The organism is Ruegeria sp. O11 (genome assembly GCF_056535285.1).
Genome location: NZ_JBQERS010000004.1, coordinates 176,919 through 189,629 on the forward strand (window position 1 = coordinate 176,919; position 12,711 = coordinate 189,629).

Annotated in this window: 13 protein-coding genes; 7 read left to right on the forward strand and 6 right to left on the reverse strand. The window is 59.6% G+C overall.

What is annotated here, in order from left to right; translation table 11 throughout:
- Nucleotides 1–2 precede the first annotated feature (2 nt).
- Nucleotides 3–437, forward strand: coding sequence for an NUDIX hydrolase (locus tag ACRZ91_RS10925; protein WP_480905191.1), 435 nt, complete (start codon nucleotides 3–5; stop codon nucleotides 435–437).
- On the opposite strand, the gene ACRZ91_RS10930 is transcribed toward ACRZ91_RS10925, so the two are convergent.
- The 6 genes from ACRZ91_RS10930 to ACRZ91_RS10955 form a co-directional block, all read right to left on the reverse strand.
- Entirely contained in the window at nucleotides 417–3,818 is a 3,402-nt protein-coding gene (locus tag ACRZ91_RS10930; protein ID WP_480905194.1) for an efflux RND transporter permease subunit, read from the reverse strand. The genes ACRZ91_RS10925 and ACRZ91_RS10930 overlap by 21 nt on opposite strands.
- A gap of 5 nt (nucleotides 3,819–3,823) precedes the next feature.
- Complete coding sequence (locus tag ACRZ91_RS10935; RefSeq protein WP_480905197.1) at nucleotides 3,824–5,281, reverse strand: efflux RND transporter periplasmic adaptor subunit; 1,458 nt, start codon at nucleotides 5,279–5,281, stop codon at nucleotides 3,824–3,826.
- Nucleotides 5,282–5,386: 105 nt separating this feature from the next.
- A complete protein-coding gene (moaB, locus tag ACRZ91_RS10940) occupies nucleotides 5,387–5,929 on the reverse strand; it encodes a molybdenum cofactor biosynthesis protein B (RefSeq protein WP_480905199.1) in 543 nt (180 codons plus the stop codon).
- A 6-nt stretch (nucleotides 5,930–5,935) separates the two neighbouring features.
- A complete protein-coding gene (locus ACRZ91_RS10945; protein ID WP_480905202.1) occupies nucleotides 5,936–6,556 on the reverse strand; it encodes a LysE family translocator in 621 nt (206 codons plus the stop codon).
- Nucleotides 6,553–7,152: a metallophosphoesterase family protein gene (locus ACRZ91_RS10950; RefSeq protein ID WP_480905205.1), complete on the reverse strand. Its 600-nt coding sequence runs from the start codon at nucleotides 7,150–7,152 to the stop codon at nucleotides 6,553–6,555. The genes ACRZ91_RS10945 and ACRZ91_RS10950 overlap by 4 nt, the downstream gene beginning before the upstream one ends.
- A complete protein-coding gene (locus tag ACRZ91_RS10955) occupies nucleotides 7,149–7,913 on the reverse strand; it encodes a uracil-DNA glycosylase (RefSeq protein ID WP_480652719.1) in 765 nt (254 codons plus the stop codon). The genes ACRZ91_RS10950 and ACRZ91_RS10955 overlap by 4 nt, the downstream gene beginning before the upstream one ends.
- A 758-nt stretch (nucleotides 7,914–8,671) precedes the next feature.
- Here ACRZ91_RS10955 and ACRZ91_RS10960 point away from each other — a divergent pair.
- Genes ACRZ91_RS10960 through ACRZ91_RS10985 form a run of 6 tightly spaced genes read left to right on the forward strand, consistent with a single transcriptional unit; the run spans nucleotide 8,672 to nucleotide 12,647 of the window.
- Nucleotides 8,672–9,607, forward strand: coding sequence for an aspartate carbamoyltransferase catalytic subunit (locus ACRZ91_RS10960; RefSeq protein ID WP_480905208.1), 936 nt, complete (start codon nucleotides 8,672–8,674; stop codon nucleotides 9,605–9,607).
- Nucleotides 9,604–10,122, forward strand: coding sequence for a hypothetical protein (locus ACRZ91_RS10965; protein ID WP_480905211.1), 519 nt, complete (start codon nucleotides 9,604–9,606; stop codon nucleotides 10,120–10,122). The genes ACRZ91_RS10960 and ACRZ91_RS10965 overlap by 4 nt, the downstream gene beginning before the upstream one ends.
- Nucleotides 10,107–10,493: a hypothetical protein gene (locus ACRZ91_RS10970; protein ID WP_480905214.1), complete on the forward strand. Its 387-nt coding sequence runs from the start codon at nucleotides 10,107–10,109 to the stop codon at nucleotides 10,491–10,493. The genes ACRZ91_RS10965 and ACRZ91_RS10970 overlap by 16 nt, the downstream gene beginning before the upstream one ends.
- Complete coding sequence (pyrC, locus tag ACRZ91_RS10975) at nucleotides 10,490–11,770, forward strand: dihydroorotase (protein ID WP_480905217.1); 1,281 nt, start codon at nucleotides 10,490–10,492, stop codon at nucleotides 11,768–11,770. The genes ACRZ91_RS10970 and pyrC overlap by 4 nt, the downstream gene beginning before the upstream one ends.
- Nucleotides 11,770–12,375 carry a glycerol-3-phosphate 1-O-acyltransferase PlsY gene (gene plsY / locus ACRZ91_RS10980; protein WP_480652707.1) on the forward strand — a complete coding sequence of 202 codons (606 nt, stop codon included), beginning with the start codon at nucleotides 11,770–11,772 and terminating at the stop codon, nucleotides 12,373–12,375. Before pyrC ends, plsY begins: the two co-directional genes overlap by 1 nt.
- Entirely contained in the window at nucleotides 12,372–12,647 is a 276-nt protein-coding gene (locus tag ACRZ91_RS10985) for a hypothetical protein (RefSeq protein ID WP_170544754.1), read from the forward strand. Before plsY ends, ACRZ91_RS10985 begins: the two co-directional genes overlap by 4 nt.
- Nucleotides 12,648–12,711: the final 64 nt, after the last annotated feature.

The following is a 12,711-nucleotide window of genomic DNA, read 5'->3' on the forward strand; positions in this document are numbered from 1 at the left end:
GGATGAGTCAAACTCCTAAGATTGGCGCGTTGGCCGTAGTTGTTCATGAAAATCAGGTGCTGTTGGTTCAGCGCAACAAGCAACCCGACGCAGGGTTGTGGGGTTTTCCCGGTGGCCATGTGGAATGGGGTGAAACCGTTTTGGCCGCCGCCGCCCGTGAGCTGCGGGAAGAGACGAGCGTGATTGCCGAACCGATGGAGTATATCGATAATCTGGATTTGCTTCTGCGCGACGGCGAAGGGCTGATCCGGGCGCATTATCTGTTGGTTGGTGTCGCGTGTCGATACACTTCGGGTACGCCGGTTGCTGCAGATGACGCGCGGGACGCGCAGTGGTTCCCCGTCGATCAGATCAAAGCCCGTGACCTTCCCATGAGTAGCCGCGTACCCGACCTGCTGCAGCTTGCGATCTTGCGATCAAGCCTCGGCGCGACCTGACAATCGTGCGTATAACAAGCTCGACAGCAGCACTCCCAACAACAGGATCACCGTCGCTCCGGCGGCAAAGACGCCAAAGCCCAATTGCAACACAATTGGCCCATCCGGGGTTGGGTAGAAGTCTGAAAGCAGCACCATCGGTTCACCCGTAACGGCAGGCCAGATCATTGATACCCCTAACCAAACCGCCAGCGCTGCGCCTGTTGCGCGAACGGCTATGCGCACCACTCGATCCGGCGCTCGTAGGGCGCGCCGCATCGCAGTCATCGGACGCGAGACATCGTTCAAGATCGCCAGCAGCGCGGGAACCAGCAACAGGATCAGCACCATCCCGAAGCCCAGCCCGTAGACCAGCGTGATCACGGTTGGCTTCAAAAACTGCGCCTGCTGCGAGCTTTCGTACATCAAAGGCGTCAAGCCCAGCACAGTGGTCAAGGTGGTCAGCATCACCGGTCGCAGCCGGTCTGCGGTGCCTTCAACGATCGACGGTACCAGCCCACGTTCCTGTTGATACCCATCGATCGTAGTCACCAACACAATCGAGTCGTTGATGATGATCCCGGTCATGCCCAACAAGCCAACAACGGTGAACATACTCAGCGGCACATCCCAAAGGTAATGCCCCCAAATCGCGCCCACGAGACCAAAGGGTATGATCGCCATGACCACCAAAGGCCGCGTCCAGCTGGCAAAGACCCATGCCAGAACCAGATAAATCCCGGTCAGACAAAGGATTAGCCCGGTGCGCGCCTCCGAGAGGAACTCATCCTCCTGTTCGCTCAGACCTGCCATGCGCCATTCAACCTGACGTTCGGAGGCAATGTTGGGCAGGATTTCCTCCTGCATCGCACGAGCAATCTCGGCGGCTTGCGCCGGATCATCCTCGGAAATGTCGCCGTTCACCGAGATCACGCGCAGGCCATTTTCGCGCCGGACCGTCGAGAACCCCGACTTTCGCTCGACCGAGACAATATCGGCCAGCGGAACGTAGACACCATCGGGCGTCCGCATCAGCGTGCGTTCCAAAAAATCAGCTGTCAGTTCGCCCTCGGGCAGTTCGATCCGAATCTCGGTGCTGCGCGGTCCATCCGGGAAAGTAGCGGCCTCGATCCCGTTCAGTCGGTTTCGCAATACGCGGCCAAGTGTTTCGATGCGGAAACCCAGCGCCTGGCCCTGTGCCGTCAGATCCAGAATGAACTCTTCCTTGTCATACGCCAGATTATCCTCAAGCGCCGAAACTTCAGTATATTTCGACAGCGCGGCCTGCAAATCTTCGGACGCGGATTTCAACGTGTTCACATCGGCGCCGTAGAATTGCACGTCAATTGCATCGCCACCGGGGCCCGAGCGCCAGCCGCGGAAACTGAGCAATTCGACCTTCGGATGGCGGGGGACAAAGTCCTGAAGCTCACCCACAAACTCAAAACTGGAATAGGGGCGCAGGTCGGCATCAATCAACTCAATCGAGATACCGCCCAGCAGATCGCTGTCCTTCCCATCCGCCGCACGCAACCCCCATCCGGCCGATCCACCTACTTCTGCCAGAACATAATCGATGGGATTGCGGCCATGACGCTCTTCGTAGATCTGGCCCAGTTCTTCGGTGGCCCGCTGGACCATGTGCATCATTTCAAGCGTCTCGGCGCGTGTGGCACCTTCAACCATGATGAAATTGCCGGTGACCGAGCCGCGTTCTGGCGCATTGAAGAAACGCCAGTTCACATCCCCCCGTATGAACAGAGCGATCTGGCTGGCCAGAACGACAACCATCAACGCAACCACCACGTAGCGCGCCCAGATCACCCACGCAACCAGTGGGCGGAACAAATGATCCCGCACCCAGCGGAAACCTCTATTCACGACCCGGTTTGGCCAGTCATACCAGTGTTCCTTTGCCGAATGTGCGATGGCATGCGCCATGTGGTTCGGCAGGATCAAAAAACACTCGATCAATGAGGCAATCAGGACCGCAATAACGGTGAACGGAATGTCGCGGATCAACTCTCCGAACCGGCCACCGATCGCGGTTAGTCCAAAGAATGCGATGACGGTTGTGACGGTTGCGGCAAACACCGGCATCGCCATGCGCCGGGCTGCGCGTTCGGCAGCGACCATCGGCGCTTCGCCCAGCCGGCGAGCACGAAAATCGGCATGTTCGCCCACCACAATGGCGTCATCGACCACGATGCCCAGCGTGATGATGAGACCAAACAGAGACACCATGTTCAGTGACAGCCCACCCAGATACATCAGAGCAATAGCCGCTGACATCGCAACCGGAATGCCGGCGGCCACCCAAAAAGCGATCCTCGCGTTGAGGAACAGGAAGAGCAGGCACACCACCAGTCCCAGGCCCAACAGACCGTTGTCCACCAGAATATCCAGACGGTCGGTGATGGCTTGCGCCCGTGTGCGGATCAGCTCAATCGTGATGCCTTCGGGCAGGCTCGCCTGCATCTGGGCCACCACATCCTCAACATCGCGCTGGATGCCAATGGCGTCGCCAAGATTGGAACGATCTACGCGGATCGACATTGCAGGATTTTCACCCACGAAATAGCTGCGATTGCGCGTAACGCCCTCGACCCTGATTTCAGCCACATCCCCTACAACAAGCTTTGAGCCGTCTGCGAAATTGCGTAGGGCGATGCCCTCAATTTCTTCCGGGGTGCGTTTTTCTACCCCCGTTCGGATGCGCGCGTTGGCGCCCGAGACATCGCCTGCAGGGTTAGCCGTGACTTCGGCAGCGATGGCCGCCGCGATATCCGAGAGTGAAATGTCATTGGCGATCAGCTGTACTGTGGGCACCTCGACCACCACGCGCGGTGCGGCCAAGCCGCGGATCGTAGTGCGCGTGACCCCGGCGGCAAAGAGGCGGCTGATCAGTTCATCGGTGAACTTAGCCAATTGCTCGGCCTCGATGGGGCCAGTGATGACCACATCCGTGACACGATCACGCCAGGCCCCGCGCCGAATTGTCGGCTCTTCGGCGTCTTCGGGCAGGTTGGTGACACTGTCGACTGCCGTCCTAACCTCTTCGACTGCGCGGGACATATCCCAGTTTGGTTCAAATTCCAGCCGGACCTGTGCCGATCCTTCGCGCGAGGTTGATTCGGTACTTGCTACACCTTCGACGGCCAATAGCGCCGGTTCGAGCAGTTGGATGATGCCATTGTCGACATCCTCGGGGCCGGCGCCCTCCCATTCCACATTCACATCGACGCGTTCAAGGATCACATCAGGAAAGAACTGCGCCCGCATGTTGGGGATCGCCGCGATGCCCAACACCAACATGACCAGCAGCAACAGATTGGCCGCTGTCCGATGCCTGGTGAAATAACTCAGGATACCGCCTGCCGCGCTGGGAATTTCGCGGATCATGGCTCCTAACCCCCGGCCCGATTGTCATCAAGACGGCGTACTAGAGCGGCAGGTACTTTTGCCTCGCTCAGTTGACCCAATACCTGGTCCTTATCCGCTTGTGACATCCCATCGCTGGCCTCTACCTGCGCGACAAGTTGAGCCCGCTTTTCGTCGGAGAGTTCGACCATGCCGGGATCAACTTCGGTGCTGGCTTCAACCCGCAGAGGCCGGACGCGAACGCCCGAACCCAACAGAGGCGTCCGTCCGATCACTACTTCTCGACCCTCCAGACCTTCACCGCGCAGCAATACTTCATCTCCTTGACGACGGACCAGTTGTACTGCCAAAGGCTCCAACCGATCGTCCGGACCAAGCACCAGCACGTTGCCCGCTGCATCCAGAACAGAGGAAGGCAGGCGCACAACATTCTCCAGCGGTTGTTCCTCAACCGAAACGGTGACGAAATCCCCTGGTTTGAAACCTGGCGCATCATCGAGGCGGGCATAGATCAGACGCCCGGTCTGCCCTTCACCCGCAGCTCCGCTGTCGCGACTGATTTGGCCCTTCGCGATCAGATCGGTCCCAGTGACCTCTAGCGACACGGTGACTGGTGCGGAAATCAAGCCGCCTTGCGCGTCCAACAATCGCACATATTGCGCGGTCGAGACCCGGAACGCGACCTCAAGCGCGTTGGGGTCCACAAGTTCAGCCAGCTTTTCATTGGCAGCGACCAACCGGCCTTCGACCAGTGTGACTTCGGTCAACGTGCCGTCAAAGCCGGCGTGGATCGTCATGTCTTCCAAATCACGCTCGGCCCCTTCCAGCGCGATGCGGGCGCGGGCAAACAGTGTGGTGGCCTGATCAACCCGAGACTCAGCCTGCGCCAACGCAATCCTGCGCGCCAGAACTGCCTGATGAGCAGATGTTGCAGCCAGTTCCGCCTCTTCAACACTGGCAGCCGCGCCAACGCCTCGTGTCTGTAGGTCTTGTTGACGCTGAAGAGCCCGGTCGCGTAGCTCGGCCTGCGCTTCGGCTGATTTCAATTCATCCTGCGCCAGCAGCAGCGAGCGTTCTGCGTCTCGTTCTTCAAATTGGGCATCCAGAAGATCGGATTTGGCGCGGTCCAAGGCTGACTGCATATCAGCTGGATCCAACTCAACCAGCAACTCACCAGCCGTCACGGTGCCACCGTCTTCAAAGTCATCCGCCAGCGACACAACGCGCCCGCCCAAGGCTGCGCGCAGCTCTAGCCGACGGCGACTTTGGATCTGACCAAATGCCTCCAGATAGGGCGTAACGGTTTCTGGTTCGGCGGCGCGGACACTGACGGCGAAAATGCGTTCCCGCGCCTCGGGGGTCTGATTGTCCCGCGTCAGCACATCCTGCACCGCACCCGAGATCATCTGTACAGCCACGATCAACAGGCCCAGCGTCAGAAACGCCAGGAACACACCTACAAGGCTTTGCCGCAGAAATCGCATCGGTCACTCACCTTTGGTCGCACATGCTGTCTTCCGCAAAGGTAGCCGGGTCGCAAAAAATGCCAAGCCACAAAGCGGTTATGATGCGTTAAACGCAGGACCAGTCTACTTCCGTCGCAGATGTTCGTCCAATCTGGGCATTATTTCCACGAAATTGCAGGGGCGGTGGCGATAATCGAACTGTTTCTCCAAAATCGCATCCCACGCGTCTTTACACGCGCCCGGGCTGCCCGGCAGCGCAAACAGATAGGTTCCGCCCGCCACACCGCCTGTGGCGCGGGACTGCACGGCAGAAGTACCTATCTTTTCCATAGACACGATGGTGAACACCGTGCCAAACGCCTCGATCTCTTTTTCATAAACATCCCGATGTGCCTCGACTGTAACATCGCGACCCGTCAGACCTGTGCCGCCGGTCGAGATCACAACGTCGATCTCAGGATCAGAGATCCAAGCACGCAATTGTTTTGCTATCTCAGCGCGCTCATCTTGTATAATCCTGCGATCCGCCACTGAGTGGCCCGCTTTTTCGATCCGATCCATCAACGTCTGGCCCGAGCGATCCTCGTCCAGAGACCGCGTGTCAGAAACAGTCAGGACAGCGATCCGGACGGGAATGAACTTCTTGCTTTCGTCAATGCGTGACATGCGGTGTCAGGCCCTTTCCATAATAGCAAGCCGGAGGGCCAAAGCGGTGAAGATCCCCCCTGACACCCAACCTAGAATACGCGAGGCACGCGGATTGCCGATTAGAATCCGACCTGCGCCGCCAGCAAAAATGCCGACCAGCCCATTCACTACAAACCCGCCGACACCAAGAATTGCGCCATAGATCAGGAACTGCGCCAATACCGAACCCTTCCCTGGATCGATAAATTGCGGGATGAAAGCGAGCACGAACAGAATGACTTTGGGATTGGTCAGGTTGACTAGCATCCCGTCCCGAAACGCGTAACGGGTGGGTCTGTTCGGTGCGTCGGCGGCGACTGCACCATTCCTGATCGCACCCCATGCGAGATAAAGCAGATAACCCACCCCGACCCAGCGGATCACATCGAACAGCCACGGCAGGGTAGCGACCGCCGCGCCAAGGCCGAGACCGGCAATCAGAACGTGCATCATACCGCCTGCAGAGACCCCGGCACTTGCGGCAATCGCAGGGCGCGGACCTGCGCGCAAGCCTTGACCAAAACAGAACATCATATCCGCGCCGGGTGTGAAATTCAGCGCCAGCGCCGCCGGGATAAAAGCCAGCAGCGTTACCGTGTCGATCATGAACTCACCTCGAACCAATGCACTTTGGGCCCCAGATTGGCTATCTGTGTACGGCCGATGGTGCCTCGGTAACCCCAGCTGTCATGGATATGCCCGCAAAAGGCGAATTTGGGCTGAAGCCGTTCGACTGCGTCTCGAACAGCGACTGAGCCAACCGATTGGCCTTGCGAGGTAGTATCGCCATGCCCTTTGGGTGGAGAATGCACGATCAGGATATCTGTGGCCTCGCACCGATCCAGCAGTTCTGCGGCCTCAGGCTCGGTCAGGTCGCAGGACCAATCGCCAAAAGGCGTGACCGGCACGCCATAGCCCAGCCCAAACAGGCGCAGACCATCAAGTGTCATGCCTGTCCCGTGCAGAACATGCACACCATCAGGCGCGGCTTCTGTCAGTTCCTCGGCGCTTTCCGCATTGCCCGGCACCAGAACCAGCGGAGCCGCAATGCCCGAAAGCATCTGCATCGCTTCATTCAATCCCCGTCGCGCATTGCAAAAGTCTCCGGCCCCAATGACCAGATCAGCCTCGGCACTGGCGGCCACCAAGTCGGAGGCGCGGTTGCGCGCCATGTGCAGGTCAGAGAACGCCAGCACCCTCATGCCCCGCCCCTCAGCCGCGCTTGCAGGTCCAGCAGATCGGCCCAGGCCTGTCGCTTCATCTGCGGTTGACGCAGCAGGTAGGCCGGGTGAAACATCGGGATGACCGGCAGGTTCAGCGCCTGATCCCATTTCCCTCGCAGCCGCGTGATACCGCGTTTGCCCAGCACGGCCTGACAGCTGATATTGCCCATCACCACCAGCACCTCGGGTTTGGCCAAGGTCACATGCTGTTCCAGAAACGGCTTCATCATGCCTATTTCTTCTGGCTTGGGATCGCGGTTTTGCGGAGGGCGCCACGGCAGCACGTTGGTAATGTAGACATTCTCGCGTCGATCCAGACCAATCGCGGCCAGCATCCGGTCCAGCAATTGCCCAGCGCGCCCGACAAAGGGCTTGCCTTCGCGATCCTCATCACGGCCTGGCGCTTCGCCGATGATCATTACCCGTGCGCCGGGGGTGCCGTCGGCAAACACTAACTGCCGCGCGCCGCGTTTGAGGTCGCAAAGATCAAACGCTTCCATCGCCGCACGCAAATCGACGAGCGATCCGGCGGTCTTTGCCGCCTGTTTCGCAACAGCTGCGGCATCGACGGGTTCAGGCTTTTTCGCAGGTTCAGCCGCAGAGGGTTTCTTCGCCTTGGACGCTTTGTCCGGCAACGCATAGCGATCCACCGGCGCATCGCCGATCGCCTCGGTTGCGCCCAGCTCGATCTGCCATTCCAGCAGCGCCCGCGCGGTATGATGGTCCAAGCCCGATTCCATAACCCTCAATCTAACCAGCTTTTGACCGAGGGAAAGCGAATAGACCTTGCCAAGGCACAGGGTCGCACTGACCATGGCGGGGTCATGCTGTCATTTCTACGATTCCTTCTGATTGCTCTATTGCTGGCAACCTCTGGCGGTTTGGCGAGTGCGCAGCTGTTTGACCGGAATACTCAATGCCGCCCCGGACATTTGCAATGCGGGCGCGGTTGCTGCCCCGCAGGCCAGCGCTGCAGCTTTGATGGCCGCTGCATCCCGCCGGGGCACACCTATTGTGGAGGCGGACGCACCTGCGGCCCGTTCGAGCGTTGCGCGGCAGGAGGAACCCGTTGCGCCCCGGCGGGGGCGAACAAGTGCACCTCGCGTCTGGATTGCCCAGGTGGCAGCTTCTGCAACGGGCGCGGGGAATGCGAGCGCAGCAGACCAGATTTGGTCCCAGCTCCATCCACAACCTGCGCGGATGGCCGGTCCTGCGGAGCGGGCTCTTCCTGCTTGCCGGGCGGCGGATGCTCACGCCCCGGCTGGTTTCTGTGTGAGGAAACCGGTTCGCAATGCCGGCCCGGCTTTAAATGCTCGGCTCATCAGGGCTGCGTGCCGATCAAGGCTATCGATTGCGGCTATGGCAAGTGGTGCAAACCCGGCGAACAATGCCTGCCCGAAGGTGGATGCGAGAAACTGCCCGAAGGGTCGGAACCTTAGGTTGCCTTGGCCTGCATGGCTTCCTATAAGCGGTCCGATTGTCAGACAGGAGCCCGCCCATGCGTTTCGCCCATCGTCACCTTCTTGGCATCGAGCATCTGTCGCAATCCGATATCACTGCTATCCTTGATCTGGCCGAAACCTATGTCGATCTGAACCGGCAATCGACTAAGCACTCGGACGTGCTGTCGGGCCTGACACAGATCAACATGTTCTTTGAAAACTCAACCCGCACGCAGGCCAGTTTTGAACTGGCGGGCAAGCGGTTGGGGGCCGATGTGATGAACATGGCGATGCAGGCCAGTTCGATCAAAAAGGGCGAGACACTGATCGATACGGCGATGACGTTGAACGCGATGCATCCCGATCTGCTTGTAGTACGGCATCCTCATTCCGGCGCGGTGGACCTGCTGGCGCAGAAGGTAAACTGCGCCGTGCTGAACGCGGGCGACGGGCGGCATGAGCACCCGACACAAGCCCTTCTGGACGCGCTGACCATCCGCCGGGCCAAGGGCCGGCTGCACCGGCTGAACATCGCGATCTGCGGAGACGTGGCGCATTCGCGCGTCGCGCGCTCGAACCTGATCCTGCTGGGCAAGATGGAAAACCGTATCCGCCTGATCGGCCCGCCGACGCTGGTACCGTCTCATTTCGCCGAATTCGGGGCCGAAATCTATGACGACATGAACGAAGGCCTGAAAGACGTCGACGTAGTCATGATGCTGCGCCTTCAGAAAGAACGCATGGACGGCGGTTTCATCCCCTCAGAGCGCGAATACTACCACCGCTATGGGCTGGATGCCGCGAAACTCGCGCTGGCAAAGTCCGACGCCATCGTCATGCACCCCGGCCCCATGAACCGAGGGGTCGAGATCGACGGCACTCTGGCCGATGACATCAACCGGTCCGTCATTCAGGAACAGGTCGAGATGGGCGTTGCCGTCCGCATGGCCGCCATGGACCTGCTGGCGCGCAACGTGCGAGAAGCCGCATGAACGATCTGATCATCGCCCCCCATGAGCGCGGCGTGATCCGCCTGTTCTCGCTGGATATGCGCCCGGAAGAGGCGAAATTCCTGCACGAACCGGGGGCTGTTGATCAGGTACTTGGAGTCGAAGGGCTGGACCCCGAACAGATCGACATTTTTCCAGTATCCGACCTCGAAGACCTTGGGCTTTATGGCTATCTCAGCGAAGGTTGCGGTGTCTCGGTAGACCAGTTAGACCGCACGAAATTGGAGGCCATCGAAGGCTGGGTGATGGTCCTGCGCAGCGCGGCTTTCGGCGATCGATCAGTAACCCTTTCACCCGATCCACGCCTGCATCTGATTGGCCTGTTCACAGAAGAGGCCACGAACTGGACCGGCGACGTGATCGCGACGGAAAGCGCAAAGCCATACTCGGCCCCGCAAAGCCCGCCAGCGGATACCAAACCAAACCGCATCGGATCAGCGGTCATTGCCTTGCTGATTCTGATCGCCATCGGAGGTGCCTTGTGGCTGATCCTGTGACATTCTCCTCGGACAAAGGCGCTTATGTCCGCACCAATGCATGGCTCGCCGCCTTTGCAATGGTGGCCGCGATGGTCGTGCTATGGTTGATCGGCAATCCCTACGTCTGGACCGGCGCGCCTGCCGGGTTGGCTGCCATCGGGATCCGCGCGTGGTATTTGGCCTCGGAAGAACTGGTCGCCACGTGGGAAATGACAGACTCCACACTCACCGGGCCCGGTTCGCGCAAGGTGGCGCTGAACCAGATTCAGGCGGTCAACACGATTGGCAGCTTTGTCCAGATCGTCACCAAAGGCGGCGACAAACACCTTATCAAATACCAGGCGGACCCCGCCGCCACCAAAGCCGCAATCGAAAGGGCCATGGCATGAGCAATCTGATTTTCACCAATGCCCGCCTGATCGACCCCGAAGCGGACACAGATAGCATCGGCTGGCTGAAGGTTGCCGACGGTAGGATCGCGGCGCTTGGTGAAGGCGCGGCCCCAGACGCTGACACGCAGGTGGTCGATTGCGGTGGGCAATGCCTTGCCCCCGGCATTGTCGACATTGGCGTCAAGGTGTGCGAGCCCGGTGAACGGCACAAGGAAAGCTATAAATCTGCAGGTCTTGCAGCAGCCGCAGGGGGTGTGACAACCATCGTCACGCGCCCTGATACCCTACCTGCCGTCGACACACCCGAAACGCTGGAGTTTGCCACCCGCCGCGCGCAAGCGGACGCTCCGGTCAACGTCCTGCCGATGGCCGCCCTGACCAAAGGACGCGAAGGGCGTGAGATGACCGAGATCGGGTTCCTGCAGGACGCAGGCGCCGTGGCGTTTACCGATTGCGATCATGTCGTGACCAACACCAAGGTGTTTTCTCGTGCTCTGACTTACACTAAATCCTGCGGCGCACTGGTCCTTGCGCATCCGCAGGAGCCGGGGCTCAGCGCTGGGGCTGCAGCCACCAGCGGCAAGTTCGCCGCTCTGCGAGGCTTGCCCGCCGTATCGCCTATGGCTGAGCGGATGGGACTGGATCGTGACATCGCCTTGCTTGAAATGACCGGAGCCGCCTATCACGCCGATCAGATCACCACGGCCCGCGCCCTGCCCGCACTGAAACGCGCCAAGCGCAACGGGCTGGACATCACGGCAGGCACTTCGATCCACCATTTGACACTGAACGAATTGGACGTGTCCGATTATCGCACCTTCTTCAAAATCAAGCCCCCACTGCGATCCGAAGATGACCGGCAAGCCGTGATCGATGCAGTGCGAACCGGTCTGATAGACACGATCAGCTCCATGCACACCCCGCAGGATGAGGAAAGCAAGCGCCTGCCGTTTGAAGAGGCGGCCTCGGGCGCGGTGGCGCTGGAAACGCTGCTGCCTGCGGCGCTGCGCCTATACCATTCCGAACAGCTGGACTTGCCGACCCTGTTCCGCGCCATGGCCCTGAACCCGGCCAAACGGCTGAGCTTGGAGAGTGGTCGCCTGTCCCAAGGCGCGCCCGCTGATCTGGTACTGTTCGACCCGGATGTTCCCTTTGTTCTGGACCGCTTTACGCTGAAATCGAAATCGCAGAACACACCGTTTGACGGCCAGCGGATGCAGGGTAAGGTCACCGCAACCTATGTCGCTGGACAAGAAGTGTACCGGAGAGCCTGATGCCCTTGATCGACAGCACAATAACTCAGCTCATCCTGTGGGCCGCGCTGGGATACCTGCTTGGGTCAATCCCGTTTGGCATGATCGTCGCGCGCGTGATGGGTCTGGGAAACCTGCGGCAAATCGGGTCGGGCAATATCGGGGCAACCAACGTCCTGCGCACCGGGAACAAGGCGGCGGCGGCGCTGACGTTGCTGTTTGATGCAGCCAAAGGTGCCGTTGCCGTTCTGCTTGCACGGGCATTGGCCGGAGAAGACGCTGCGCAAATCGCAGCGCTTGCCGCATTTCTTGGTCATTGCTTCCCGGTCTGGCTGGGCTTCAAAGGCGGCAAAGGCGTAGCAACCTTTCTGGGCCTTTGGCTCGCGCTTGACTGGCGCGTGGGTGTCGCCTGTTGTTTGACATGGCTGGTTGCAGTGCTGATCTGGCGTATTTCATCTGTTGGGGCGCTGGCCGCCGCCGCTCTGTCCACAACTTGGATTATGGTTTTGACAGATGGCAGTACGTTTTTCCTCGGGATTGCTTTGACCTTACTGGTCTACTGGCGGCACAGCGCCAACCTCGCGCGTATCAAGGCAGGAACCGAGCCAAAAATCGGAAAATCGTGACGGCGTCCAGCGCTTTCCTGAAGGCGATCGATGATCTGCCCATCGGCACATTCACGGGGGCCGCTGGCCCGCGCAGATATTTGGTTTCGCATCAGATCATGGCAGGTGGGAAATCACACAAGCTCGTGGCCTATCAACTGGGCGGACCGGACTATATCAGCTTAAACCTTTATCTCACCCGCAAGAGCGGTGCGCTGCTGCGCCCCTGTGAGATGCCCGCTGAGAAAGTGGTTGCCTTTGTTCTGGCGCTCGTGCCTGACGTGCAGGAATGAACAACAGGTCTTTGTGACCGCACAATCACAATTGATTGCTTTGAACGTGAACAGGCCATTCCCC